The sequence below is a fragment of the Bradyrhizobium denitrificans genome (assembly GCF_013179005.1).
GTDB lineage: Bacteria > Pseudomonadota > Alphaproteobacteria > Rhizobiales > Xanthobacteraceae > Bradyrhizobium > Bradyrhizobium denitrificans.
This window is the reverse complement of the sequence record NZ_JABFDP010000014.1, coordinates 160242-185420: the sequence shown is the minus strand read 5'-3', so window position 1 is coordinate 185420 and position 25179 is coordinate 160242. Positions and strand designations below refer to the sequence as shown.

22 protein-coding genes are annotated in these 25179 nt (G+C 64.9%); 13 read left to right on the top strand and 9 right to left on the bottom strand.

Annotation, left to right across the window (positions count from 1 at the left end; translation table 11 throughout):
• The first annotated feature begins 3 nt into the window (after window positions 1-3).
• Entirely contained in the window at window positions 4-1077 is a 1074-nt protein-coding gene (gene purM / locus HL671_RS17345) for a phosphoribosylformylglycinamidine cyclo-ligase (RefSeq protein ID WP_172237110.1), read from the top strand.
• 13 nt (window positions 1078-1090) lie between these two features.
• The gene (gene purN / locus HL671_RS17340; RefSeq protein ID WP_012043934.1) at window positions 1091-1753 is read left to right on the top strand and encodes a phosphoribosylglycinamide formyltransferase; all 663 of its coding nucleotides are present in this window, start codon (window positions 1091-1093) and stop codon (window positions 1751-1753) included.
• A gap of 141 nt (window positions 1754-1894) precedes the next feature.
• Here the strand turns inward: purN and HL671_RS17335 are convergent, their stop codons facing one another.
• Together HL671_RS17335 and HL671_RS17330 are read right to left on the bottom strand one after the other, a co-directional pair.
• Entirely contained in the window at window positions 1895-2104 is a 210-nt protein-coding gene (locus HL671_RS17335; protein ID WP_012043935.1) for a cold-shock protein, read from the bottom strand.
• A 538-nt stretch (window positions 2105-2642) separates the two neighbouring features.
• Window positions 2643-3686 (bottom strand): LysR family transcriptional regulator, encoded by a 1044-nt coding sequence (locus tag HL671_RS17330; RefSeq protein ID WP_012043936.1) that lies wholly within the window; start codon window positions 3684-3686, stop codon window positions 2643-2645.
• A 55-nt stretch (window positions 3687-3741) separates the two neighbouring features.
• Between HL671_RS17330 and HL671_RS17325 the strand changes: the two genes are divergently transcribed.
• Genes HL671_RS17325 through HL671_RS17315 form a run of 3 tightly spaced genes read left to right on the top strand, consistent with a single transcriptional unit; the run spans window position 3742 to window position 5574 of the window.
• Window positions 3742-4383, top strand: coding sequence for a hypothetical protein (locus HL671_RS17325; RefSeq protein WP_172237109.1), 642 nt, complete (start codon window positions 3742-3744; stop codon window positions 4381-4383).
• On the top strand, window positions 4370-4996 hold the full coding sequence (locus HL671_RS17320; protein WP_012043938.1) for a GNAT family N-acetyltransferase: 627 nt from the start codon (window positions 4370-4372) through the stop codon (window positions 4994-4996). Before HL671_RS17325 ends, HL671_RS17320 begins: the two co-directional genes overlap by 14 nt.
• Window positions 4993-5574: an isochorismatase family protein gene (locus HL671_RS17315; RefSeq protein WP_012043939.1), complete on the top strand. Its 582-nt coding sequence runs from the start codon at window positions 4993-4995 to the stop codon at window positions 5572-5574. Before HL671_RS17320 ends, HL671_RS17315 begins: the two co-directional genes overlap by 4 nt.
• 17 nt (window positions 5575-5591) lie before the next feature.
• Here the strand turns inward: HL671_RS17315 and HL671_RS17310 are convergent, their stop codons facing one another.
• Window positions 5592-5768 carry a hypothetical protein gene (locus HL671_RS17310; protein ID WP_012043940.1) on the bottom strand — a complete coding sequence of 59 codons (177 nt, stop codon included), beginning with the start codon at window positions 5766-5768 and terminating at the stop codon, window positions 5592-5594.
• Window positions 5769-5796: 28 nt separating this feature from the next.
• Between HL671_RS17310 and HL671_RS17305 the strand changes: the two genes are divergently transcribed.
• Entirely contained in the window at window positions 5797-5964 is a 168-nt protein-coding gene (locus HL671_RS17305) for a hypothetical protein (RefSeq protein WP_012043941.1), read from the top strand.
• 83 nt (window positions 5965-6047) lie between these two features.
• On the opposite strand, the gene rnd is transcribed toward HL671_RS17305, so the two are convergent.
• A complete protein-coding gene (rnd, locus tag HL671_RS17300) occupies window positions 6048-7202 on the bottom strand; it encodes a ribonuclease D (protein ID WP_012043942.1) in 1155 nt (384 codons plus the stop codon).
• 408 nt (window positions 7203-7610) lie between these two features.
• Entirely contained in the window at window positions 7611-9086 is a 1476-nt protein-coding gene (locus tag HL671_RS17295) for a protein adenylyltransferase SelO (protein ID WP_172237108.1), read from the bottom strand.
• Window positions 9087-9340: 254 nt separating this feature from the next.
• On the opposite strand from HL671_RS17295, the gene aspS reads away from it, so the two are divergent.
• Window positions 9341-11113 carry an aspartate--tRNA ligase gene (gene aspS, locus HL671_RS17290; protein WP_012043944.1) on the top strand — a complete coding sequence of 591 codons (1773 nt, stop codon included), beginning with the start codon at window positions 9341-9343 and terminating at the stop codon, window positions 11111-11113.
• A 171-nt stretch (window positions 11114-11284) separates the two neighbouring features.
• A complete protein-coding gene (locus HL671_RS17285; RefSeq protein ID WP_012043945.1) occupies window positions 11285-11515 on the top strand; it encodes a hypothetical protein in 231 nt (76 codons plus the stop codon).
• Here the strand turns inward: HL671_RS17285 and HL671_RS17280 are convergent.
• Entirely contained in the window at window positions 11507-12430 is a 924-nt protein-coding gene (locus HL671_RS17280) for a lipase family protein (RefSeq protein ID WP_041750741.1), read from the bottom strand. The genes HL671_RS17285 and HL671_RS17280 overlap by 9 nt on opposite strands.
• A gap of 510 nt (window positions 12431-12940) precedes the next feature.
• Between HL671_RS17280 and HL671_RS38795 the strand changes: the two genes are divergently transcribed.
• The 3 genes from HL671_RS38795 to HL671_RS17265 all read left to right on the top strand — a co-directional run bounded on the left by HL671_RS38795 (window position 12941) and on the right by HL671_RS17265 (window position 17616).
• Entirely contained in the window at window positions 12941-14617 is a 1677-nt protein-coding gene (locus HL671_RS38795; RefSeq protein WP_172237107.1) for a glycosyl hydrolase 108 family protein, read from the top strand.
• Between the two features lie 494 nt (window positions 14618-15111).
• Window positions 15112-16671, top strand: a complete 1560-nt coding sequence (locus HL671_RS17270) for an ABC transporter substrate-binding protein (RefSeq protein WP_172237106.1) — start codon at window positions 15112-15114, stop codon at window positions 16669-16671.
• A 228-nt stretch (window positions 16672-16899) separates the two neighbouring features.
• On the top strand, window positions 16900-17616 hold the full coding sequence (locus HL671_RS17265; RefSeq protein WP_172237105.1) for a septal ring lytic transglycosylase RlpA family protein: 717 nt from the start codon (window positions 16900-16902) through the stop codon (window positions 17614-17616).
• 50 nt (window positions 17617-17666) lie between these two features.
• Here the strand turns inward: HL671_RS17265 and HL671_RS17260 are convergent, their stop codons facing one another.
• Window positions 17667-18539: a cytochrome b gene (locus HL671_RS17260; RefSeq protein WP_246579498.1), complete on the bottom strand. Its 873-nt coding sequence runs from the start codon at window positions 18537-18539 to the stop codon at window positions 17667-17669.
• Window positions 18540-18580: 41 nt separating this feature from the next.
• On the opposite strand from HL671_RS17260, the gene HL671_RS17255 reads away from it, so the two are divergent.
• Entirely contained in the window at window positions 18581-19042 is a 462-nt protein-coding gene (locus HL671_RS17255) for a GNAT family N-acetyltransferase (RefSeq protein WP_172237104.1), read from the top strand.
• Window positions 19043-19125: 83 nt separating this feature from the next.
• Here HL671_RS17255 and HL671_RS17250 read toward each other — a convergent pair whose 3' ends face one another.
• Both HL671_RS17250 and HL671_RS17245 read right to left on the bottom strand, forming a co-directional pair.
• Window positions 19126-19686 carry a sterol desaturase family protein gene (locus HL671_RS17250; protein WP_172237103.1) on the bottom strand — a complete coding sequence of 187 codons (561 nt, stop codon included), beginning with the start codon at window positions 19684-19686 and terminating at the stop codon, window positions 19126-19128.
• 921 nt (window positions 19687-20607) lie between these two features.
• Complete coding sequence (locus tag HL671_RS17245; protein ID WP_172237102.1) at window positions 20608-22587, bottom strand: hypothetical protein; 1980 nt, start codon at window positions 22585-22587, stop codon at window positions 20608-20610.
• A gap of 261 nt (window positions 22588-22848) precedes the next feature.
• Here HL671_RS17245 and HL671_RS17240 point away from each other — a divergent pair, with 261 nt between their 5' ends.
• Window positions 22849-25158 carry an NADP-dependent malic enzyme gene (locus tag HL671_RS17240; protein ID WP_172237101.1) on the top strand — a complete coding sequence of 770 codons (2310 nt, stop codon included), beginning with the start codon at window positions 22849-22851 and terminating at the stop codon, window positions 25156-25158.
• Window positions 25159-25179: the final 21 nt, after the last annotated feature.

Genomic DNA, 25179 nt, shown 5'->3' with positions numbered 1-25179 from the left:
ACCATGACCGAGCGCAAGAACGGGCTCACTTATGCAGATTCGGGCGTCGATATCGATGCCGGCAATCGTCTGGTCGATCTGATCAAGCCGATGGTGCGCGCGACGGCCCGTGCGGGCGCGGATGCCGAGATCGGCGGGTTTGGCGGCCTGTTCGACCTCAAGGCCGCCGGCTTCAAGGATCCGGTCCTGGTGGCCGCCACCGACGGCGTCGGTACCAAGGTCAAGATCGCGATCGAGACCGGTCTGCATTCCGGGATCGGCATCGATCTGGTGGCAATGTCGGTCAACGATCTCGTGGTGCAGGGCGCCGAGCCGCTGTTCTTCCTCGACTACTTCGCCTGCGGCAAGCTCGACCCGGAGGCGACCGCGTCGATCGTGGCCGGCATCGCCGAGGGCTGCCGCGAGTCGGGCTGCGCGCTGATCGGGGGCGAGACGGCGGAAATGCCGGGCCTCTACAAGGATGGCGACTATGACCTCGCGGGGTTCGCGGTCGGCGCGGCCGAGCGTGGCACCCTGCTGCCGTCGGCCGATATCGCCGCGGGCGATTTGGTGCTCGGCCTCGCATCGTCAGGCGTGCACTCCAACGGCTATTCGCTGGTGCGCAAGATCGTCGCGCAATCGGGCCTCGGCTTCGAGGCGCCGGCGCCCTTCGCACCGGTGATGACGCTCGGCGGTGCACTGCTGACGCCGACGCGCCTTTACGTGAAATCCTGCCTGCGGGCGATCCGCGAGACCGGCGCGGTGAAGGGGCTGGCGCATATCACCGGCGGCGGCTTTACCGACAACATCCCGCGCGTGCTGCCGAAGAATCTGGGCGTGTCGATCGATCTCGCCCGTCTTCCCGTGCTGCCGGTGTTCAAATGGCTGGCGGCGCAGGGCGGCATTGCCGAGCTCGAGCTGCTGCGCACCTTCAACTGCGGCATCGGCATGATCGCGATTGTCAAGGCCGAGGCGGTTGATGCGGTCAAAGCGGTGCTGACCGAGAGCGGGGAGCATGTCGCGCTGCTCGGCGAGGTCGTTCCTGCGGTTGGGGATCAGCGCGTGATCTACAACGGCGCCCTCGATCTGTCGCTGTGAGACGAGCACGCCAATGAAGCGCCGCGTCGCCATCCTGATCTCCGGTCGCGGCTCGAACATGGCCGCGTTGATCCGTGCCGCCGCGGAGCCGGACTTTCCGGCCGAGATCGCGGTCGTGATCTCCAACCGGGTCGATGCGGCCGGCCTGCAGAAGGCGGCTGCGAGCGGCATCGCCGTCGAAATCATCGAGAGCAAGCCGTTCGGCAAGGATCGCGCCGGCTTCGAAGCCAAGCTGCAGCAGGCGCTCGACGCCCGCGGCATCGAGATCATCTGTCTTGCCGGCTTCATGCGGCTGTTCACCGCCGCGTTCGTCCAGCGCTGGTATGGCCGGATGCTCAACATCCATCCCTCGCTGCTGCCGTCCTTCCCCGGCCTCGATCCGCATGGTCAGGCGCTGCGCGCCGGCGTGAAGCTCTCGGGCGCGACGGTGCATTTCGTCATTCCGGAAACGGATGCGGGGCCGATCGTCATGCAGGGCGCGGTCGTCGTCAAGGATGACGACACGCCGGAGACCCTGTCGGAGCGAATTCTCGGCGTTGAGCACCGCATCTATCCCGACGCGCTGCAACTGTTGGCGAAAGGTCTCGTGCGGCTCGAGGGCGATCTGTGTAGGACATCGACCGTGGAGCAGGCGGAGCAATCGCTGATCTGGCCGCAGGTCTCCGCCGCGCGCTGAGGCGGCGGCCGGCGAAAAAAATCCCCGGCAAGGCCGGGGAACATCAAGGCTGACCAAGTCCGATCATCTGCTTCGGCGAGGGGCGCGACGCTTGCGGGGTTGCATCAAAGCGTGCGCGATGGTCTCCCGCCGGGAGCATTCTTACGAGAGCTTGAGGTTCTCGGCCGATGTCTTGCCGCGGCTCTCCACGAGATCATATTCGATCGCCTGGTTCTCGTTGAGCGTCGTCAGTCCGGCCCGCTCGACGGCCGAGATGTGAACGAACACATCCTTGTCTCCGCCTGCCGGCTTGATGAACCCATAGCCCTTGGTCGGGTTGAACCATTTAACGCTGCCTTTGTAGCTCGGCATCGGTGTCTCCTCCGTCTAGACGAAAAAAAGACGCGGCCACGCTCGCGCGTGCCACGCCACAATACGGGCTTCCCGAAGTCTGCTGAATTTCAGATGTCACGAAACGCACAGTCGAACGGCCAGATCCGATTGCGCTGGGGATTGCAACACGATTTTTAGTCGATATCAAGTTCGTGGGACCGGCGGGAACGCGTCGCGACGTCGCGTCTCGCCAGCCCTCTCGTTGGTGCATGAAACCGCCGCGGAACCGGCATTTTCGTGCCGGCTGCGGGCCCGACGGGTGTCAGCAGCCGGGAACTGGGACGGCCGAGCCCGCCGAACGAAGGATATCTGCTGCTCTCGCCGGGCCGGGCGGCCATGCGGCGGTCGTACCGGCCGATCACGCCCCCGCGCATGGAACGCTCATGCCGTCGGTCCGGCGGAACCCGCATGTTTGCACCCCGGCCAACGTCTCGGGCAGCTGAGCGGGGGGGGGTCACCCGGTGGCTTGGGCGGCCCGGAGTGTGCCGAGATCGAGCCTCGGCTGCAGCGCAGCGTCCTAGATCGGCCTGGGGGCGATGTAGTTGTGAAAGCCCGCGGTCTCCCGCGTCTGCTCCATCATCGGAACGAGGTGGAGCGGATGGATGAACTCGTCGCGAAAGCAGGCGTGGATCTTCGGATCAAAGATGCGCTTCAGCCATTCGATGACGATCTTGTGTCGTTCCGACGTACGAAATTCCTTATGATAGGTCAGCCACAGATCCATGTGGTAGTTGATGCCGAGATCGACAGGCACCAGCGGTGCCCCGAGCGCGACCGCCGAAGTCGGCAGGAAGCCGATGCCTGCGCCGCGCTCCACCGCGTAGAGAACCGCCACGCTCGAATTGGTGGAGATGCCGACGATGCCATCGAGCGAGTCGAGGCCGAGAATTCGCGCATAGCCGGTCTCGTCTAGCTGCACGCCATGCTGCTTGATGATGCGGTGATTGCGGAGATCGGCAAGCGAGGTCGGCAAGCCATACGCGTCACGATAGGCCTCGGATACGAAGCCGTGGATGTGAAGCCGGCCGAGCTTGCTGACGATCACGTCGGGATTTGTCGGGCGCGCGAACTGGATCGAGACGTCCGCTTCGAGGCGCGACACGTCAGCCTGCTCCATCGCACAACTGAGTTCGACAGTAATCCGCCGATAGGTCTTCTGGAAATCGATCAGTCTTGGCAGGATCCAGAAATTGCCAGGGCCTTCAGTCACGGCGACGCGGACCGAGCCCTGGCTGTCTGTGGCGAGCGAGGCGCGGCGGAAGATGTTGAAGCTCAGGCGCTCCATCTGCTCGACATCGAACAACAGCGACCGTCCTTCATCGCTCAGCGACAGGCCCGACTGATCGCGGATGAAGACCTTGAATCCGAGCTCTTCCTCGAGCCGGTCGATCTTGCGCATGAGGGTGGTGCCGGTCAGTCCTAGAACTTCCGCCGCATTTCTGAAGCTCTGATGCCGTGCGCAAAGGAGAAATGCTCTTAAATCTTCCCACGACGCATTAAGGTTTTCGTCAGATTTCCGGCGCTGCGTAGATGCAGCACCCCGATGCAAATGTTGCCGCATACACTCCAGCCCCGACAAGTATGATGACGTCATCAAAGCCAAGCTGGAAACATAGATGCAGAACACCCGCTTCGGAAGCACGGAATCTACGCGAAGACACCAGCTTGACATGTTGCCGCGGACGGATCTCGTCGCGGCGCGCCCTGTCACGCCGGATCGGCTCGGCGAGCTCGCGGCGTTGGCAAGGCGGGAAATTCCAGGCGTTCGTGCCTCCGAGCAGGATCTGGCGGAATTCCTGCGGCACGACCCGAACTCGATCTTCGTCCTGTGCCGAGGCCGCAATCTACTCGGCGGCATCGCCTTTCTCTATTTGAACTGCGCCGGCCTCGATGCGCTCCTCTTGGATGAGTTCAGCTTGTACGATCCGCCGCGCAAATATCTTGCGCGGCCCGATGAGGATGTTGCTGCTATCTATGTCTGGGCGCTTGTTGCGCAAGGACGAGGAGCCGTCGGCCTGGGCAACGTTGCTGATATCCTGCGGGGACCGCGATTCCGCGCTGCTGACTACTATGCGCAGCCGTCGAGCTCGGATGGGCGCGCGTTCCTGGGCGCGCTGGGCTTTACGCCTGTTCCCAGCTTTCAGCCGGATCTCTGGTGGTACCAGCGACCGTGGAATCGATTGCACCAGGTAATTGCGCCGTCGTTGCAGTTGGTCGAAACTTTCTCAGAAAGGGGTGCAGCGGATGCACGATATTAGTTCGAGCAAGCTGGAGCGGAATCCGAAATCGCGCGCCATCTCGGTCCGTATTGCGCGTGATGCAAACGATCTCATGTTGGTGACGGCGATCCGTTCGGCGGTCTATCTGGCCGAGCAGGATTGTCCGATGGAAGAAGAGTTCGATGGCAACGACCTCGTCGCCGCGCATTTCCTCGGCTTCGTCGGCAATGAGCCGGCCGGTTGCGTGCGCGTGCGCTTCTTCGGTGAGTTCGCCAAGGTCGAGCGGCTGGCTGTTCGCCATCAGCACCGGCGGTCGCGCCTGTCGTTCAAGCTGGTGCGGGAAGCGCTGGATTATTGCCGGCGCAAGGGCTTCAAGAAGGCCTATGGCCATGCTCAGGACCGTCTAGTGGACTTCTGGGCGCATTTCGGCGCAAAGCCGCTCGGTCACAACCGCAAGCTCACCTTCTCGGATTTTTCCTACACGGAAATGGTGGTGGATCTCGCGCCCTGCGAAGATGCGATCACGCTCGACAGCGATCCCTATCTGATCATCCGTCCGGAGGGGGATTGGGATCGGCCGGGCGTGCTCGATCTCTCGGCCGGCCGGCCGGCGTCCTCGCCCTTGCGCGATCTTGCCGCCGCGGGGCGATGATGTCGTACCGAGACCCGCTCGGTGAGTCCGCAACGGACCCGCCGGTTCTGGTGTGTGCCGATCTGCAGTGCGAGTATCTCGCCGAAGGGCGCAAGCATCTGATTGCCGACGGCGACCTGATCATGTCGCGCTGTCGGCAGTTGATTGCGTTGTGGCGCGGCAATCTATGGCCGGTGCTTCACCTCAAGCGGATTGCGCAGGCCGCCTGGTTCAATCCGGCTTCCAATCTGACGAATTGGCTTCCTGAGGTCAGGCCGACGCCTGGCGAACTGACGTTCGAGCATCCGCTGCCATCGGCCTACAGCTCGGCGCGGTTTGCCGAGTACATGTCGAACATGCGCGGCATCCGCTGCGTGCTGCTTGGCTTCTCGCTGGACGAGACGATCCTCTCGACAGTTGTGGAAGGCTTCCATCGCAGCCACCGTTATCAGGTGATCGAGGACGCCGTGGCCTGCCGCCTGGCATGTGACGGCGATGTCGCCGCCTACAAGCTGGTTGTCACCCGGGTGATCAGCAACTTCGCCGGCGTGCTCGACAGCGCCGACCTGACAAGATCCTGCGGCCGTCTCGCGGTGTGATCCCGGGGGCGGGGACGTTACCCGCCGGCCAGCCTTTCAGCCAGTTCGATCACCATGCGGCGGTCTGACGGGGCGGTGAGCTTGTCGAAGGCGACGACGAGCCTGAGGGCTTCCGCAACATGTAAATCCACCGGATTTTCGCTGAGAAGCCGCAGCAACTTCTGTCGCGGCGGCTCGCAATCGTCTTTGCTCACACGGCAGCTCCAGCAACGAGAATCGGACATGACCCGAGAGGAAGAGCTCAAAGAGCTGGCGAGCAGCCTTCGGGCGGCCCTCGACAGGGCACGCCGACTCAACCTGCCGACCAGCGCCTACATCCTGTCGATGGCCCTGGTTGAGGTATCCCAGACAATCGAGGCAGAGTTGAGGGGACGGGCCGACCCCGAATGATCGATTCCAATGCACCGTGGCTGGGTGCATCGTTTCCTGCAATAAACTGGATCAACGTCCGGGCAAGCTGCGACGCCGCCGGCTCATGGGATCAGGCGATCGACCCGGATCACGCGGCCCTTGTCGATGGCGAGCGCGAGCTTGCCATGCTTCAGCGCCAATGCGGCCTCGCCGAACAGCTCGCGGCGCCAGCCCTGCAGCGCGGCAACGTCGGCCTGATCGTCGGCGGCAATCTGTTCGAGGTCGTCGACGGTCGCGATCACCTTGCTCGCCACCGCATGACGCTCCGAGGTCATGCGCAGCAGCACCTTGAGCAGCTCGACGATCGCGGCGCCGTTGGCGTTGTTGCGTGGCTTCTCCAGCTTCGGCAGCGCCGCGAGATCGCGGGCCAGGCCGCGCTGTACCGCCGCGACGATGTCGGAGCCCCATTTCGAGCGTTCGAATCCCTTGGGCAGCGAGCGCAGATTGCCGAGCTTCTCGATCGAGGTCGGGGCATGCGTGGCGATGTCGCCGACGGCATCGTCCTTGAGCACGCGGCTGCGCGGCACGTCTCGGCTCTGCGCCTCCTGCTCGCGCCAGGCTGCGACCTCCATCAGGACGGCAAGCTCTTTCGGCTTGCGCACGCGCGTCTTCAGCCGTTCCCAGGCGCGTTCGGGGTGGAAGTCGTAGGTCCTGGGCGAGGTCAGAATTTCCATCTCCTCGCTGACCCAGTCGCTGCGGCCGCGCTTCTTGAGGTCGGCATCGAGCGCTGCGAACACGTCGCGCAGATGGGTGACGTCAGCCTCGGCGTAGTGCACCTGTTCCTTGGAAAGCGGGCGCCGTGACCAGTCGGTGAAGCGATGGGTCTTGTCGGGCCGGTGGCCGGTGATGCGTTCGACCAGCTGGTCGTAGGCGATGCTGTCGCCATATCCCAGCACCATCGCGGCGACCTGGGTGTCGAAGATCGGATGCGGAACGATGTTGGCGCGGTGCCAGATGATCTCGATGTCCTGCCGGGCGGCGTGGAAGACCTTCAGGACCTTCTCATTGGCCATCAGCTCGAAGAACGATGTCAGATCGATGCCCTCGGCCAGGGCGTCGATCACCAGGGCCTCGTCGGGGCTTGCCATCTGCACGACGCAGAGCAGAGGATAGTAGGTGGTTTCCCGCAGGAACTCGGTATCGACGGTGATGACCGGGTGTTGGGCGAGGCGGGCGCAGGCGGCTGAAAGATCCGCAGTGGTGGTGATCAAGTCCATGAACGATCCATGACGAGGCACTTACGCCGTCGTCCGAAAGCGCTGACAAGTCAAGGGTGTCGGCAAAGGGTACGGGACGAAATTCATCTCCGCTTGTCGGCCCAATCGGGCTGGAAGGCAAGCGCCGCAATATCAGCCGATCGGCCTATGGTTGATGCCGGGCCGGCCCTGGACGCCGTTCAATGGTGGCGGACGCGGCCGGAGGGCCGCCGCCCGGAGGGTACGGCGAGCACGATCAGGCACAGCGCGATCATCGCCAGACCCATGAATTCGAACACCAGCGCATCCACGTTCGCGACCTCCCCGACCTGTTGGTTCAACTTGTCGGGGCTGCGTTGATCGTTTCTTAAGGACCCGGGCGCCGTCAGGGCGATGGTGGACGCGCGGTTAACAGCGTCTGGTCCGGGTTTACGTTCCGCAGAACGTCTGGAGCACGCGCTCGTCGGGTTGCGGCGGCTCGGCGTAGGCCGAGAACGCCGGCTGGTCGTCATACGGCCTGGCCAGCACGGCATGCAGCTCTTCGAACGGCGCGTAGTCGTCGTTCTCGACCGCCGCCGTGATGACAGCCTCGATGCGGTGGTTGCGTGGGATGAAGGCCGGATTGACCTGGCGCATGGCCGCAGCGCGCTCGGCGGCCGTCTGCGGCTCGTCGGCGAGGCGCTGGCGCCAGCGCGGCAGCCATTCGTCGAGCCCCGTCGGGTCCTCGAACAGCGCCCGCACCGGGGCGTCGTCGCCGCTGCCCGCCGCGTCGCTCAGCCTGCGGAAGGTGAGGGTGAAGTCCGCCTTCACCGCCGCCATGGCATCAAACAGCGCCTGCGCCAGCGGCTGGTCGCCCTCCACTTGCGTGAACAGGCCGAGCTTGCGCCGCAGTCCGGCCTGGTGCGCGTCGGTGAACGCTGCGGCAAAGCCGTCGAGTGCGGCCTCGGCTTCCTTGATCGCCTGGTCCTTGTCGTCGCCGAACAGCGGCAGCAGGCATTCGGCCAGCCGGGTCAGGTTCCACAGCGCGATGCGCGGCTGGTTGGCGAAGGCGTAGCGGCCGAACTCGTCGATCGAGGAGAACACCTGCTTGGGATCGTAGCCGTCCATGAAGGCGCAGGGGCCGTAATCGATGGTTTCGCCCGACACCGAGGTGTTGTCGGTGTTCATGACGCCATGGATGAAGCCGACCAGCAGCCAGTCGGCGATCAGCTTCGCCTGGCGCGCGATCACGGCATCCAGCAGGGCATGATAGGGCCGCTCGGAGCCGGCGAGGTCAGGATAGTGCCGGCTGATGACGTGGTCGGCGAGCCGGCGCACGGCCTCGACGTCCTGGCGTGCCGCGAAATATTGGAATGTGCCGACCCGGATGTGGCTGGTCGCGATCCGCGTCAGCACCGCGCCGGGCAAGGCGATGCCGCGATAGACCTGCTCGCCGGTCACGACCGCCGCCAGCGAACGGGTGGTCGGAATCCCCAGCGCCGCCATCGCCTCGCTGACGATGTATTCGCGCAAGACGGGCCCGAGGGCCGCCCGGCCGTCGCCGCGGCGGGAGAACGGGGTCGGGCCGGAGCCCTTGAGCTGGATGTCGCGGCGGACGCCGTTCTTGTCGACGACCTCGCCGAGCAGGACCGCCCGGCCGTCGCCGAGCTGCGGCACGAAATGGCCGAACTGGTGGCCGGCATAGGCCATCGCGATCGGCTCGGCGCCCTCAGGCACGGTCTTGCCGGCCAGGATCTCGGCTCCCTCCGCCGTCTCCAACTCGGCCGGGTTCAGCCCGAGCTCCGTGGCCAGCGGCCGGTTCAGCTTGATCAGCCGGGGGGCGGCGACAGGGGTCGGCGCCACCCGGGCAAAGAAATTGTCCGGCAGCGCGGCGTAGGAGTTCTGGAAGGGGAAATGCACGGTCATGGCTCCAAGATAGGCGCGGCAGGACGGCTTTTCGAGCCCAAACGGCCGTCAGATGAGCGATCCTGCGTCAGCTCAATCCGGCGGCAATGCACCGGGTTGCACGCCCCGGCGGCGTTTTCCCGGCCCTTGGCCCGAAAACGGGCGCTTCATTCGGTTGCCGCGCCGGGGCGGCTCGGCTAAACCCAGCGCGCATTCGGAATGCGCCTTTGCGGCAGCCCCGATTCCTTCTCCTCACGACGATATTCAGGACGACCATGCATCGCTACCGGACCCATACCTGCGGCGCGCTCCGCGACAGCAACATCGGAGAGACGGTCCGGCTGTCCGGCTGGTGCCATCGCATCCGCGACCATGGTGGCGTGCTGTTCGTCGACCTGCGCGACCATTACGGCATCACCCAATGCGTCGTCGATCCCGATTCCAAGGCGTTCGGCCTCGCCGAGAAGCTGCGCTCGGAATGGGTCGTGCGCATGGAGGGCAAGGTCCGCCGCCGCCCCGAGGGCACCGACAATGCCGAGCTGCCGACCGGCCAGGTCGAGCTTTACGTCGCCGACATCGAGGTGCTGGGCCCCGCCGCCGAGCTGCCGCTGCCGGTGTTCGGCGAGCAGGAGTATCCCGAGGACATCCGGCTGAAATACCGCTTCCTCGATTTGCGCCGCGAGAAGCTGCACCAGAACATCATGACCCGCGGCGCGATCATCGATTCGATGCGCCGGCGCATGAAGGAGCAGGGCTTCTTCGAATTCCAGACGCCGATCCTGACCGCGTCCTCGCCGGAGGGCGCGCGCGACTTCCTGGTGCCGTCGCGCATCCATCCCGGCAAGTTCTACGCCCTGCCGCAGGCGCCGCAGCAGTACAAGCAGCTGCTGATGATGTCGGGCTTCGACCGCTACTTCCAGATCGCGCCGTGCTTCCGCGACGAGGATCCGCGCGCCGACCGTCTGCCCGGCGAGTTCTATCAGCTCGACGTCGAGATGAGCTTCGTCGAGCAGGAGGACGTGTTCGCGGCGATGGAGCCGGTGATCACCGGCGTGTTCGAGGATTTCGCCAAGGGCAAGCCGGTGACCAAGGGCTGGCCGCGCATCCCGTTCGCCGAGGCGCTGCGCAAATACGGCACCGACAAGCCGGACCTGCGCAACCCGATCGAGATGCAGGACGTCTCCGAGCACTTCCGCGGCTCCGGCTTCAAGGTGTTCGCGCGCATGCTCGAGGACACGAAGAACCAGGTCTGGGCGATCCCAGCTCCGGGCGGCGGCAGCCGTGCGTTCTGCGACCGCATGAACTCATGGGCTCAAGGAGAAGGCCAGCCGGGCCTCGGCTACATCATGTGGCGCGAGGGCGGCGAGGGCGCAGGTCCGCTCGCCAACAACATCGGCCCGGAGCGCACCGCTGCGATCAGGACGCAACTCGGAACCAAGGAGGGCGACGCCGCCTTCTTCGTCGCCGGTGATCCCGAGAAATTCTGGAAGTTCGCAGGCCTCGCCCGCACCAAGGTCGGCGAGGAATTGAACCTGATCGACAAGGACCGGTTTGCTCTGGCCTGGATTGTCGACTTCCCGATGTACGAGTACAATGAGGACGACAAGAAGGTCGACTTCTCGCACAACCCGTTCTCGATGCCGCAGGGCGGCCTCGAGGCCCTGCAGACCAAGGACCCGCTGACCATCAAGGCGTTCCAGTACGACATCGCCTGCAACGGCTATGAGATCGCCTCCGGCGGCATCCGCAACCACAAGCCGGAAGCGATGGTGAAGGCGTTCGAGATCGCGGGCTATGGCGAGCAGGAAGTGGTCGACCGCTTCGGCGGCATGTACCGCGCCTTCCAATACGGCGCGCCGCCGCATGGCGGCATGGCCGCCGGCGTTGACCGCATCGTGATGCTGCTCTGTGGCACCACCAACCTGCGCGAGATCTCGCTGTTCCCGATGAACCAGCAGGCCATGGACCTCCTGATGGGCGCGCCGTCGGAAGCGACCACCAAGCAGCTCCGCGAGCTGCACATCAGGACCAACCTGCCGAACAAATAGGTCGGCAGCGGTCGCAGATCCTATGGGCGGCGGAGGGGCAGGGGCAAGTCGGGCGTGCGACCGCCCACTCGCCCAGAGGATCAACCGAGCGCATTGATGATACTGACGCACGCGCCCGCGACGAGTGTGCCGCGGTTCACGGCCAATGAACGGAAGTGACCGCTCGGCATCATGCTGCCCGGAACGCAGAAGCTGGGCCGCTATCGGATCGATGGCGGAGATCTGGTGGCGTTGTCGAAGGCGCTGCTGAAGGCGCGCGAGCAGGCGGCGCGCCTCGGCAAGCCGGTTCGCGTGCTGTCCTGCTATCAGGCTGGTCTGGATGAACACTGGCTGCGCTGCTGGCCCACGGGGCGGCAATTTCACGGGCCAGCGCATCCGCGATGCAGCCCGCGCTCAGGGTGATAGCGCCTTCCAATACGAGTCCTGCAGGTGATCCCTGATTTCAGGCGGAATGAACCTGAACAAGGACCCAAATGTACCTGGTCCGGCTGGCGACAGAAGATGACCCGATAAAAGATTCCCGAATCCTCGCTCGATCATCTTGGCGAGTTGTTGGCTGAACTGAGGATCGTCGGTCCCGATCGGCGTCAATGGCTGCGCCTCGTCGAATTTCGCTCCCGCGTCACATAGGAGGGCTCGCCCCAAATGGCGAAATCCGGCGAGCGACGGCGGCACTCGCGCGACGAGATCAAGTCCGTAAACCAACCGATAGGTCAACGCCCCAAGACTCGGATCATAGGCCGCGCGAAATTGTTCTCCGCCGACGCGGGGCATGCCGAATGCATATATGGCGGTGGGCGGCGAGTTCTTGGCCAGGGCTGTTGTGGCAGCGAGCGCCGCGAGTGCGGCACCAAGGCTATGACCTGCGATGAAGAACGCTTTACGCGTCTGCTGGGCCAGCTGGATGGCCGCTTCGATCTCGGACTGCGCGGCCGCCGCGGCACGCCGGAAACCCTCGTGGATGTCCGAACCGGCGCGCGGCAAGAGGGTGAGATCCGTCGCGAGATTCTGCCAGATGCCTGGATCAGTTCCGGCAAAGGCCAGGATCACCGCGTCGTCCCGCTCACCGATCAGCCCGCAGGTTTCAAAACTGCCGTTCAGGCTGGACTTGCGCGCGATGAAGGGGACCACGGATCTGAAGCCCCATAACGGGTATACGGCTTGGACGGTCGCGATCCGATGCGTCTCATAGGCAAGCTGGCAAAACCACATCAGCGCCCGCGCATTGGCGACCTTGAAGCCAGCTGCCGTTGCACTGAAGCCTTCAAATGCCGCAGGATCATATTCGTCCGGGTCGATTTCGACGAGTGTACTCATAGGGCCCACTCCCGAAGGACCGATGCGCAGGGAGGTTCAGCTCGTTGTTCGGCACGCCGTGCACCTGGAAAAGATCGAAGAGCTGATCGCTACAATCGAGCGAAGCCCATTCTCTGAGTGAGGCCAATGCTTGGCCGCGAGTCGATCGCGCGTCAGCCCATTCGCGATCGATGTCGTTGTCCTGTCAGATCAATATCAACAAGGCGCGACAGTTACGGCCGTCACGCCTCCGGCGCTGGTGACCAAAACATCGCGACCAAACCATCGCGACCAAAACATTGGCCCAAGCACTAGAGTTCATCGCTCAGCTGGACCATGCCGTGCCGGGTACGACCGGCGTCAATGCTGACGATCACAGCAAACAAAACCGCGAGGGAAAGCGTATTTGTGAAACACATCACTTGTCAAGGAGCGCGTCCCGTATAAATATGATTAGCTAAACTATACAACGGTGGCGCGTGCTCTGGCTTGCAGAGCCTTGTCGACCGGCCTCAGTGTTGGGGGGGCTTCATGGCTGGTGAAGACCGACGATCGGTTGATCTCGCGTTTCTGCACCCCGCTATTCGCCAGAGCGTGCAGACGATCCAGCGTCAGCTCCACAGCGAAGGCCATCCGTTTGAGATCTTCGAGGCGTTCCGGTCGCCCCATCGCCAAGCCTATCTCTACGCCCAGGGCCGCACGAGACCCGGCAACATCGTCACCAAAGCCCAGCCTTGGATGTCGTATCATCAGTATGGTCTTGCGGTCGACTTTGTCCTCAAGATCAATGGCCAGTGGGATTGGAGCGACAGCGGTCCCAGCGCTGCCGCTTGGAAGCGGCTTCATGAGGTCGGCCGTGCGCAGAACATGGAGCCGCTGAGCTGGGAGACGCCGCACCTGCAAATGGCCGGCCTCCGGATCGGTGATCTTCACGCTGGACATTTCCCTCCCGGGGGTGACGCCAGCTGGGCCGAGAATCTTGAGTCAGCCATTGCCGGATGGTCGGGCTCGCCAGTCCCGCCTCCGGCACCGCCGTCGGTGTCGCGCCCTCCTCTTGCAGCGGGGGCCGTTGCGGAGATGATGACATTGTCCGATATCGATCGCCCTGCCAGCGCTGCGATGGCATCCACGGCGCCTGGCCACTTCTCCCGCATCCAACCCTTCATCGAGAAGTGGGAAGGCGGATACACCAACCATCCCGCCGACCGCGGCGGCCCCACCAATATGGGAATCACGCTCGAGACCTTGCGGGCCTGGCGACACAACGATGCTCTGACCGCGGAGGACGTCAAACAGCTCAGCATCGACGAGGCGCGCCGCATCTTCAAGGCGCGCTACTACGATATCGTCCGTGGCGATGATCTGCCGCTGCAGGTTGCGGCGCCGGTGTACAATGCCGCAGTGCTGCATGGGCCGGGCCGCTCCGCCGAATTCCTGCAGAATTCGCTGATACGCTGCGGCGCTCAGGTGGCCGTCGATCGCATCATCGGCCCCGATACGATCCGCGCGGTCGGATCGGTTGACACGCAGCGCCTGTGTAAGGCGTTTCTCGACATCGAAGATGCGTATTTTCGATCGCTGCGTGAATTTCCAGTCTTCGGCGCGGGCTGGCTCAACCGCCTCAATGACATGCGACGCTTCGTTGCCTCGCTCTCGGCCGAACCCATCGTCGTCGCAACTGGAGCAACAACCGTGCCCGTTCAGTCGCAGACCCAGCCGAACCTGACCGAAATCGTCGCGAAAATAGAGGAGCTCCTTGAGCTCTTCGGCCAAAAGCCGAACCTGCCGGGCGCAGCGTCCGGGCAGGCTGCTCAAGCTGACGCGCTGTCTCGCATGAGCCAGGTGGTCGAGGTGCTGCGGCAGCTCGGCATCGTGGTTCCTCCGGTCGCTCCGGGCACCACAGCTCCAGCGTCCCTGACACCGGTCAATGCCGCGCTGGGGACGACGCTTGGAAATCTGCTCGACGGGAGGAAGAGCGCGATCGGCATCATCGGCAGCGTGCTGACCGCCCTGCTGGGTGCCGCCGCGCCATCGGCAGGCGGGGCGCCCGGAGCGGCGGGCGGCCTCATGAGCATTCTTTCCACGCTCGGCGTCGCCGTTCCCTACCTCCAGCCCATCATGCTGGGCCTGACTGCATGGGGGGCGCTCGGCAAATTGGATAAATGGCGAGTTGGCGTGCCAGCACCGCAAGCCTCCAGGCCCGGCTGACCGAACGACATAGTTCGGACATCGTTTCGCTCATCCGGGATGCGTCCGTTTCCTCATGCGCGCCGTTGCGTCGCCAGATGGCGCGGGGTCGGCGCGTCGTCGGGCCCCCGCAGGGTGAGCCGGCTCTCAACGCACCCTTCTGCATTCGATCCTCTCGCGTCAGCGTCGGTTAAGGCTGCCAGCGACATCATCTCGACCGCCGGAGCTGGGCCCGGCGCCGCCGGATCAGCGCGCCTCACCACGATCGATCCGCGCGGCGGCCTGTTGTGCAATGCAGGAAGGTGTTGATCTCCAGCGTCAATCGACGGTCTGGCCTGTCAGTCCCTCGGTTCGCGAAGCGCAGCTCGCGAGGCGCCCGGCTGTACTCATTTCAAATAAGAGCAATACCGTTCGGTCGAACGGTGCGGTGTCATGCAACCCGCCTTTAATCCAGTGCTCGTCTGAATGGTGCGGTGAACATAGCCACCCCATCAGAAGAAAACGGATAACCCAGAATGACCGTTCGCTGGTCTGTGCTCCTGCTCGGAACTTGCTTCCTTCTCCCTGCGGCCCCCGCGCTCGCGGCCGTGTCTCCCGATGTCGTTCGCGATCTCGCTTCGCGGGTCGGCCCTGTCATCGGCCAGGCCGCGACCTGTCCGGCCATTGCCCAGGGACGCGTCCAGACCATCATCGATCAGTTCGGCGAGGTCATCCGTCAGGCCGCGTCGACAACCACCGAGCGCGATCTGCTCATCCGCAGCTTCAACAGCTCCATCGCCGAGGGGCGCGGCCGGATCGCATCCGCGCAGGTCAACTGTCAGACGGCAGAACGCCAATTGTCCGAGCTCGAGCGCTCGCTCAGCCAGCAGCCATCGGCCGCTCCGACGATGTCCCTTACGCTGGCGCCGTCAAGCGCAGCGGCGGCGACGCAGCCCACCGCCAACCTTCCGCCGCCGCTTCCGCACGGCGTCAGCGACACCGAAATCCGTTTCGGCACCGTGATTCCCTTCTCGGGCGTGCGCAAGGAATCCGCGCGTCAGATGAAGCTCGGCATCGAGACCGCGTTCAACCGCGTCAACGACGCCGGCGGGATCAACGGCCGCAAGCTGAGACTGATCGCGGCCGATGACGCCTATGATCCCACCCGCACGCTCGCCGCCATGACGCAGCTCTACGAGAAGGATAAGGTGTTCGGCTTCATCGGCAATATGGGCACCGCCAACAATGCGGTGGCGATCCCCTATGCGCTGGAGCGCCGCGCGCTGTTCTTTGCGCCCTATAGCGGCTCGGCCGTAGTTCGCCGCGACCCGCCCGACCGCTACGTCTTCAACTATCGTGCGAGCTATGCCGAAGAGACCGCCGCGATCGTGCACTATCTGATGAAGGTCAAACGCATCCCGGCGAAACAGATCGCAGTCTTCGCGCAGAACGATGCCTATGGCGACGATGGCGCCAACGGTGTCGCCAAGGCGTTCCGCGCGCTCGGCATCACCGATCCGATCATCCGCTACGGCTTCCCGCGCGGCACGCTGGAGGTCGACGACGCCGTCGGCAAGCTGAAGGCGCAGACCAAGCCGCCGATCAAGGCCGTGATCATGATCGCGACCGACCGAGCCGCGGCGAAATTCATCGAGAAGACCCACGAGGCGGCTCCGGGACTGATCTACGCCAACATCTCGGCTGTCGGCTCTTCGTCTCTCGCCGCCGAGCTGAAGCTGCTCGGCACGAAATACACCAATGGCGTGATCGTCACGCAGGGGGTCCCCTCGGTGGCCGGCTATTCGAGCCTCGTGCTCGACTACAAGAATGCGCTGGACAAGTACTTCCCCGGCGAAGCGCCGGACTACACCTCACTGGAGGGCTTCATCTCGGCGAGCATCCTGATTCAGGCGCTGAAACAGACGACGCCGCTCGACACCGAGCGACTGGTCGATACGCTGGAATCGATGAAGAGCATCGATCTCGGCCTCGGCAGCACGCTCTCGTTCGGACGCGCCGAGCACCAGGCCTCGCACAAGATCTGGGGCACAGCGCTCGACGAGACCGGTACCTACCAGGCGATCGAGCTGGAATGAGGCTCGGAGCGCGGCTCCGGCAGGTGCGGCCGGGGCCCCGTTCGCCGCATCCGGCGGCGTCAATGCAAGGCTGCAACGGGCCAGCAGCAGGTGGCCGCGTCGGGCGATGCGATAGGTCTCGCATCGCCGCAGCACCATCGACTTGAACCGTCGCCGCCACGGTTTGGTCGCCACGCGGCCGATTTTGCCCGGTCGACTTCCCCCCGCTGGGGTGCGGGAGGAGGGGACATGCCGCCGAGCCGTCGCGGACGTGCATCGGGCGTTGCGACCGGGGCTGGCGCGCCGCTCTCGCATCTGTGCGATGCATCGGGCCGAGCCGTGCGGGTCCGTTGGCTCGCCGTCGCGCTGTCGGCGGCCTTGCTCGCCGGCTGTGCGCGGTCGCCGGAGATTGGCGCTGGCCCCGACAAGGGCGGTGCGGCCGAGCAGACGGCCCTCACGCAGCCTGCGCCGGTCTCGTCGACACCGCCGGCGAACCCTGCCGCGCAGACGGCCGCTCCGCCGTCTGCGAGCACTGCGCCGCGGCGTCCGCGTCATGCGCTGCGTGGTCTCGCCAGCTACTACACCGCGCCGCAGCCGACCGCGAATGGCGAGGTATTCGACACCACCGCCATGACCGCCGCGCATCGCAGCCTGCCGTTCGGGACGCGCCTGCGCGTGACGCGGCTCGACACCGGCCGCGCTGTGACGGTGCGCATCAATGACCGCGGTCCCTATGTCGATGGCCGCGTGGTGGACCTGTCCTATGCCGCCGCTGCGGCGCTGGACATGGTCGACTCCGGGCTGGCGAACGTCCGGCTCGACGTGGTGCGCTGGCCGAAGCTGCGGGCGCACAAGCCGACGGTGCAGCAGGCCGCGCCCGCCAATGCAAGGCCGCTGCCGCGCCCGTCGCCGACTCGGCTGAGCCTGCTGCGCTTGCCAAGCGGGCCGGCCCAGATCAGCCGCTGAGAGGGACAGTCAGCCGTGCGCCGCGCTCACAGGCGCTGCGTTTTACAAGCTCATGCAGCCGAACGGCCGGGCAGCATCCGGGTCAGGACGTTGTCCCGCCGCACCAGGTGATGAAACAGCGCGGCAGCGACGTGCAGGGCGACGACCGTCCACGCGATCCATTTGCCGACGAAATGGTGGATCGCATCGACCGGTGGCTCGAACCTGTCCCAGTCGATTCCAAGGCCGCTCTCGATCCAGCCGAACACGGCCGTCTCACGGAAACTCGGCACCTTGAACAATCCGAAATCAGTCGCAGCGTCGGTCCCGATATAGCCGGTCAGCGGCATGACGATGAGCAGGGCGTACAGTCCCCCATGTGCGACGTGGGCAAGCACGTGCTCGACCCTGGAGCCATGCGGCGGGTCAGGCTGCACATTGGTGAACCGCCAGAGCAGCCGAGGCAGAACCAGGAACCCCACGATGATCCCCAGCACCCAGTGAACGTTGAGCACCGGCAGCGCCTCAGGCGCCATGTCATCCATGAACCAGATCACGTAGTACACGACGGCATAGGCGACGATGAAGGCGGCCGCGCTGCTCCAGTGGAAGAACTTGGCCAGGGCGCCAAATTCCAGCTTCGTGTTCGTCCATGGCATGGCGGTGTCCTTCGAGACGATGAACCAGGTTGCGGTCACCGAATGCCGCGAATTCGTCGTTGTGAAATCGCTCCGCGCTTCGGCGTGATAGGACGTGCTGCCGATGAGGCAGCGCCTTCTGTTCGTGCCCCCGCAGCTAGCCGAGAACAGCGCGGGATGCCAGCGAGACGCGCGCGAGATGGGCCATCGCTTGATCAATTCTGTAGGAGAATCCGCCAGCACGATGCAAAATCCGGCATTGCTGCGGTCGCATCTACGGGAGCGGCGCGGCTCGCGGATAGCCAAGGACATCTTCAGGGCCCAACCATGGAATGAGCCGCGCTTACATGCTCGAGATTACTTTGGAAGACCCGGCTTCAGCCGCGGCAGAAATGCTGATAGCTGAGCTGTCTGCGACGCTCGCGCGCATCACCGGTGACAGCGGCCGGTCGTCGTTCGATCCGGGTGACGTCCGCGGCCCGAAGGCGTGCTTTGTCGTTGCGCGCGATGGAGAGGGGCAGGCCATCGGTTGTGGCGGGCTGCGGCCGCTGGAAGCGAACATTGCCGAAGTGAAACGGATGTACGCGCGCGCGGGCACGCGCGGCGTCGGTGCAGCGATCCTGGCGCATCTCGAAGCGGTAGCAGCCGGCTTCGGCTATGACGCAATCTGGCTAGAGACGCGGCGCATCAATGCGCGTGCCGTCGCATTCTATGAACGGTACGGCTATCGCCTGATTCCCAATTTCGGCAAATATGCCGGCCGGCCTGAAGCCGTCTGTTTCGAGAAGCGGCTTCCTTGTCCGCGTTGACAGGTCTTCGATCGCAGTCGAATCCGTCTTTGCGTCACGCCGTCGGTGAGCTGTACGTCTCCCCGAGACGCGGCTTGCGGGCCTCAGGCGTTCCTCGTTCGTCCCGGCGCGAGCGCTGTGCCAAAGACATGGTCCCAGACACCCGTGACGACGCCGAAATTGCCGGGCGGGCCGCGATGGTGTCGGACATGGCGGAGCCGGCAGCTGCGCAGCCAGGACTGCAGCAGCGACTGTCCGGCCAATGGCCAGTGATGCACGGCATCGTGGACCAACAGATACAAGACGTAACCAGTCAGCAGACCGCTCGTCGTTCCGCTTGCGGTCTGCAGGTCGGCGAGGCTCGCGACGAGCACGAAGAATGATAAGAAGATGACGACACTCACCCAGATCGGCGCGCCGATGAGATCGCTGGGGCGCGCGTGGTGCAGTCCGTGGAGTTGCTTGAGGATGGCAACCTCATGATACAGGAACCGGTGCACCAGATATTCGGCGAGCGTCCACAGCAGCGTCCCGCCGGCTGCGGCCAGCAGCCAGCGCGGCTGCAGGGCGACCCCGTTGCTCGCGAGATCGAACAGCAGAAGCGCGGCGACGACGATCGGGTAGAGGAAAAGCTCGGCGTAGTAACTGATCTTGCTGTGATTCACGTCGTGTCCGTACGAAGAAATCAAGGACGATAGGGGACACGCTTCCCTGGGTATGGCCAACCAACGCGATCAGCCATCGCCCGAATCGGCGTTCCGGGGAGAGGTCGTCACCGGTATTTCGTAGCGCAGTTTTAAGGCAGCTGCGTGAATGCATGACGGCGCGCATTGATACGGCCTGCACCCTGGCCGCCGGGACAGTGCGATTGGAAGCCCGAATCTCGTAGCGCCTCACCGCTCGGGATTGATTGCTACAATCGCGCAGTCACGTCGTTTGCCGACGGGCATGTCCGGCATGCCCCTCATGCGCAGATTGCCCGTCGAGCCAGTTTGTCGCAAACATCAGGGCTTGCATCGTCGGGCAAATCGCCTCCACCTTTCCGGCCATCCCGCCTCGATGAAGAGGGACGGTTCGCGGTCGTCACGAGACGTGAGGTGGGGAGGCGGTGGCTGCATCGTGTCGCAACGTGCTTGAGCGCGCGTGGACGAACGGCACGGTGCAGGCGGTCAAGTCGCGTGGTCTCGACACCCCGACGCTGGTGTCACGTTCGCGGCGGTGCTGATGCGCNGACACCCCGACGCTGGTGTCACGTTCGCGGCGGTGCTGATGCGCCGCGCGGATCATGGTGGCCAACAAGCCCGGCGCACCAGGGAGAGCGCGAAGCAGCCGACAAGCCCATCGCGCAGGGAATGCCGGATGACCGGCTGAACCTGTGGTACCTGCCGCCTGCATTTTTTGTTCGCAGGCGGGCCATGGGTTGCGGCCAGCGCCCGGCATTCCCTGCGCCCTCTTCGTTCGGAAGAGGGCCGAACGACCGGAACAACTCGGGCGGAGAAAGCCGCGGGATCGCGACGGCGCGGGTTGGGGTCATGCGCATGAATTGGCGACATGTCGACCGGCGCGGACTCGATTCCCCATTCGCTTCACGGTGCGGTCTGTGCCTCGATCTTGAACTGCGCCAGCGCGCTCTGCGGATCGATGGCGATGAGCTGCGCGAGCTGGATGGCCGGCACCTTGGCGCGCGGCGAGAGCTTCAGCGTCAAGGTCTGGCGCGGCTTCTCAATGAAGCGGCTGAGCGCGTCCACGGCGCTCGCCGCATCGATATTGGCGGCGGTCATTTGCGCGCCGATGGCCTTGATGCTGTCGATCAGCGCCTTGCGCGCGGCATCCCGGGGAATGCCATGACCCCTGGCGTAATTGGCGACGAGCACGTCGACAGCGCCGAGGTCGCGCAGGCTGAAGTCGAGTCCCTCGGCCTCGATCTGCGCCGCCGCCGTTGTCGCCTGCTGCAGATCGATCGTGAACACGTCGCGCGGCACCTGGGCCAGAGACACGTTGGCCGAGGCCGCGACGAGATTACTGACCTCGAGCTTGAAGGGCGACACGGCGAACCGGCCTGTGCTCTCGGTCCAGCCGAGGCCGAGATCGGCGTCGAAGGCGGCCGTGTCGATGCCGGCGACCAACAGCGGCAGCAGCGCCGGGTTGGATGGATCGAGCGGCCCGGCCATCTTGGCGACCAGGCGTGCCCTGGTCGGAATGGGGCCGACATACTGGCCCCAATCAAGCGTGATATTGTCGATCTGCACCGGCTTGTCGCCGGCCTTGTAGGGGGCCGTCAGCGCCTTCAGCTCGATGCCGTCGAGCAGCTTGAACAGCACAACCGCGTCGGCCGGCGCCGGCTTCGTGCCGGGCGAATATTTGCTGCCGAGACGCATGAGGCCGGCAAGGTCGAAGCCCTTGAGCGCAAAGCGGCCGAGCTTGACCGGCCCGTTGGGCGAGCGGCCGTCGAAACCCTCGACCGCGATGTCGCTCTTGCCGTCGCGCAGGTCGAACCGCAGCGCCGCCAGCTTGATCGGCCCTTGCGGCGTCTCGATCGAGAGGCCGCGCATTTCCGCGTTCCTGAGCGCCATGCCGTCATAGATGCCGGCGATCTTGTCCATCAGTTCGCGCGTCTGTTCGGGTGTGGGCTGCACCGCTGTCGAAGCGGGCAGGGCGGCGATCAAGGCGGGCAATTGCAGCCGCGAGGGCCGCACGCTGAACTCGTCGGCGGAGATGCCGTCCATGCGCATGCGCACGCCGGAGTCGGAATTGACCTCATAGGCACCGGTGGTGACCCGGCCATAGACCCTGTAGGTGCGGTCATCCTTCGCCGCGTCGGGATCGAGCGCGGCCACGATTGCATTGGCGTCGACGTCGTGGTGGACGATGTCGGTGATGCGGCCCTGCATCTTGTCGGTCTTGCCCGCGGGCTGCTGCGGGCTCATCGTAAAAGCGAGCTCGTCGAGCTTGTAGCTCCCGATCCGGCCGGCCTTGATCTGATCGACGCTGAGGCCGGAATAGCTGAATTCCGCCGGGCCGGCGGACGGACCGCCTTCCATCGTGCCGGTGGTGCGGGGCACCGTGATCGAGGCGGCGCTGATGGCTGCGAATTGCTGGACCAGCGCCCGGTAGGTCTCAACCAGCGTGGCGCCGGCCGGAATGGCCGCGAACCGAACCGGCCCGGCATAATCCTTCACCACGAGCTGCGGCAGCTTATAGCTGAGGCGAAGCGGCGATGGGCCGGGGATCTGGGCAGCCATCGCGACATCGCTGACTTCGAGGCTGGCGGCCGTCACGTGCTCCTGGTCAGGCTGGCTGAGCCCGGTCGCGGTCACGCTGCCGAGCGTGATGCTCGCCGGCGGTTGCGTGGCCGACTCGATCTTGACGTCGGCAATCGACAGCTTGCGGGTCCACAGGTCGAAGACGACCTTGCCGTGACTCGCAGTGGCGCCGTTCTGCCGGATCTGGGCGAAACTGGCCTCGACTTCGCGCTCGGCGCGGTTCTGGGCGTACCAGGGAACGCCCAAAAAGGCGGCAGTGCCGAGGACAATCGCAACGAGAACTCCAGCCACAATCCGGTTCATGCAATCTGCTCCCGCTCTCGCCCGAATGCCGGGCTGGCGCAACGGTCTGGTCTCATGGTGATGGTGTTGGCGAATGGGATCGGATAGGGATGTGCTTCTGCCAACTTGAGAATTTGCCGCCCCTGGTCTGTTGACGGACATGGTTTCCGATGTTGCATGAAAACCGCTCTGCGTGCATCAACTGCGGTTCCGCCGGCCGGAAAAACCGCGTCCTGAACGCATCTCACGAGACCAACCGGGGTCGGAAACGCTGGAGCACGTATGTCGTCCTATTCTGAAGATCTTCGTTCCGCAGCGCTGGCCTATCATCGGCTGCCACGGCCGGGCAAGCTGGAGATCCAGGCCTCCAAGCCGCTCGCCAACCAGCGCGATCTGGCCCTGGCCTATTCGCCCGGCGTGGCCGCTGCCTGCACCGAGATCGCCAACAACCCTGCCGAAGCGGCGTCGCTGACCGCGCGGGCGAATCTCGTGGCCGTGGTCTCCAACGGCACCGCCGTGCTGGGCCTCGGCAATATCGGCCCGCTCGCCTCCAAACCGGTCATGGAGGGCAAGGCGGTGCTGTTCAAGAAATTCGCCGGCATCGACGTGTTCGATATCGAGATCGCGGCCGACACCATCGACCGCGTGGTCGAGACCGTGGCGGCGCTGGAGCCGACCTTCGGCGGCATCAATCTCGAGGACATCAAGGGTCCCGAGTGCTTCGAGATCGAGGCGAGGCTCAAGGAGCGGATGAAGATCCCGGTCTTCCATGACGACCAGCACGGCACCGCGATCATCGTCGGCGCCGCGATCAAGAATGCGCTGTCGCTGGCGGGCAAGCAGCTCTCCGAGGTCAAGATCGTGACGTCGGGCGCCGGTGCCGCCGCGATCGCCTGCCTCAATCTGCTGGTCTCGATGGGCGCGCAGCGCAAGAACATCTGGGTCTGCGACATCGATGGCGTCGTCCATGAGGGCCGCAACACGCTGATGGACCCGTGGAAGGCGGTCTATGCGCAGAAGACCGACAAGCGGACCCTGGCCGAGGTGATCGGCGGCGCGGACATTTTCTTAGGGTTGTCTGCGGGCGGCGTGCTGAAGCCCGAGCTGCTCAAGCAGATGGCCGAGAAGCCGCTGATCATGGCGCTCGCCAATCCCAACCCGGAGATCATGCCGGAGGAGGCGCGTGCGGCGCGACCCGACGCGATGATCTGCACCGGACGTTCGGACTTCCCGAACCAGGTCAACAACGTCCTCTGCTTCCCCTTCATCTTCCGCGGCGCGCTCGATGTCGGCGCCACCGCGATCAACGAGGCCATGAAGCAGGCCGCGGTCGACGCGATCGCGCAACTCGCCCAGGACCCGCCCTCCGACGCGGTGTCCCGCGGCTTCGATACCGGTGAGACCCAGGGCTTCGGTCCGGGCTCGCTCATCCCCTCGCCATTCGATCCGCGGCTGATCCTGCGCATCGCGCCGGCCGTGGCCAAGGCGGCGATGGACTCGGGCGTGGCGACGCGGCCGATCAAGAATTTCGACGAATACACCGCGTTGCTGGAGCGCTTCGCGTTCCGCTCCGGCCTGATCATGAAGCCGGTGTTCGCCAAGGCGAAGACGCAGCCGGTGCGCGTGATCTATGCCGAAGGCGAGGACGAGCGCGTGCTGCGTGCGACGCAGGTCGTGCTGGAGGAGAAGCTGGCGCGCCCCATCCTGGTCGGCCGTCCCTCCGTGGTGGAGGCCCGCATCAAGCGCTTCGGCCTGTCGATCAAGGCAAGCCAGGACTTCGACCTCATCAATCCCGAGGACGATCCGCGCTACCGCTCCTATGTGCAGAGCTACATCGAGGTCGCCGGCCGCCGCGGCGTGACGCCGGATGCGGCGCGCACGGTGGTGCGCACCAATGCCACCGTGATCGCGGCGCTCGCCGTCGTCAGAGGCGAGGCGGATGCGATGATCTGCGGCGTCGAGGGGCGCTACATGAGCCATCTGCGTCATGTCCGCGAGATCATCGGCTTCATGCCGGGGGTCAGCGACTTTGCCGCGCTCGCGCTCACCATCACCAGCAAGGGCGCCTATTTCATCGGCGACACCCAGGTGCGGCCGAACCCGACCGCCGAGGAGCTCGCCGAGATGGCCTCGTTGGCGGCCAATCACGTCACCCGCTTCAACATCAAGCCGAAGATCGCCTTTGTGTCGCATTCCGATTTCGGCGGCTATGACACCGAGTCCTCGCGTAAGATGCGGCAGGCGACGGCGCTGCTGAAGCAGCACCGGCCGGATCTCGAGGCCGATGGCGAGATGCAGGGCGACACGGCGCTGTCGGCGACCGCGCGCAAGGCCATCCTGCCGCATTCGGATCTCGAAGGCTCGGCCAATGTGCTGATCATGCCGAATCTCGATGCCGCCAACGTCGCCTATCAGATGATCAAGGTGCTGGCGGACGCGGTGCCGGTGGGGCCGATCCTGATCGGCCCGGCGCGGCCGGCGCATATCCTGACGCCGTCGGTGACGGCGCGCGGCATCTTGAACATGACGGCCGTCGCCGCGGTCGAGGCCCAGGAGCGCGCCGGGAGGGCACAGCCGACGCTGTTCGCCTGACGGGCGACATGATCGAAGTGT

What these genes read in the sequence shown, in the direction of transcription:
- HL671_RS17295 (WP_172237108.1), bottom strand. Translation starts at nt 9,086, where the DNA reads ATGACCGTGCATTTCCCCTTCCAGAACTCCTACGCCGCGCTGCCGGAC.
- HL671_RS17335 (WP_012043935.1), bottom strand. Translation starts at nt 2,104, where the DNA reads ATGCCGAGCTACAAAGGCAGCGTTAAATGGTTCAACCCGACCAAGGGC.
- HL671_RS17320 (WP_012043938.1), top strand. Translation starts at nt 4,370, where the DNA reads ATGCACGATATTAGTTCGAGCAAGCTGGAGCGGAATCCGAAATCGCGC.
- HL671_RS17265 (WP_172237105.1), top strand. Translation starts at nt 16,900, where the DNA reads ATGCCGCCGAGCCGTCGCGGACGTGCATCGGGCGTTGCGACCGGGGCT.
- HL671_RS17315 (WP_012043939.1), top strand. Translation starts at nt 4,993, where the DNA reads ATGATGTCGTACCGAGACCCGCTCGGTGAGTCCGCAACGGACCCGCCG.
- HL671_RS17280 (WP_041750741.1), bottom strand. Translation starts at nt 12,430, where the DNA reads ATGAGTACACTCGTCGAAATCGACCCGGACGAATATGATCCTGCGGCA.
- HL671_RS17245 (WP_172237102.1), bottom strand. Translation starts at nt 22,587, where the DNA reads ATGAACCGGATTGTGGCTGGAGTTCTCGTTGCGATTGTCCTCGGCACT.
- purM (WP_172237110.1), top strand. Translation starts at nt 4, where the DNA reads ATGACCGAGCGCAAGAACGGGCTCACTTATGCAGATTCGGGCGTCGAT.
- HL671_RS17330 (WP_012043936.1), bottom strand. Translation starts at nt 3,686, where the DNA reads ATGCGGCAACATTTGCATCGGGGTGCTGCATCTACGCAGCGCCGGAAA.
- HL671_RS17255 (WP_172237104.1), top strand. Translation starts at nt 18,581, where the DNA reads ATGCTCGAGATTACTTTGGAAGACCCGGCTTCAGCCGCGGCAGAAATG.
- HL671_RS17285 (WP_012043945.1), top strand. Translation starts at nt 11,285, where the DNA reads ATGCTGCCCGGAACGCAGAAGCTGGGCCGCTATCGGATCGATGGCGGA.
- HL671_RS17270 (WP_172237106.1), top strand. Translation starts at nt 15,112, where the DNA reads ATGACCGTTCGCTGGTCTGTGCTCCTGCTCGGAACTTGCTTCCTTCTC.
- HL671_RS17240 (WP_172237101.1), top strand. Translation starts at nt 22,849, where the DNA reads ATGTCGTCCTATTCTGAAGATCTTCGTTCCGCAGCGCTGGCCTATCAT.
- HL671_RS38795 (WP_172237107.1), top strand. Translation starts at nt 12,941, where the DNA reads ATGGCTGGTGAAGACCGACGATCGGTTGATCTCGCGTTTCTGCACCCC.
- HL671_RS17305 (WP_012043941.1), top strand. Translation starts at nt 5,797, where the DNA reads ATGACCCGAGAGGAAGAGCTCAAAGAGCTGGCGAGCAGCCTTCGGGCG.
- purN (WP_012043934.1), top strand. Translation starts at nt 1,091, where the DNA reads ATGAAGCGCCGCGTCGCCATCCTGATCTCCGGTCGCGGCTCGAACATG.
- HL671_RS17325 (WP_172237109.1), top strand. Translation starts at nt 3,742, where the DNA reads ATGCAGAACACCCGCTTCGGAAGCACGGAATCTACGCGAAGACACCAG.
- rnd (WP_012043942.1), bottom strand. Translation starts at nt 7,202, where the DNA reads ATGGACTTGATCACCACCACTGCGGATCTTTCAGCCGCCTGCGCCCGC.
- aspS (WP_012043944.1), top strand. Translation starts at nt 9,341, where the DNA reads ATGCATCGCTACCGGACCCATACCTGCGGCGCGCTCCGCGACAGCAAC.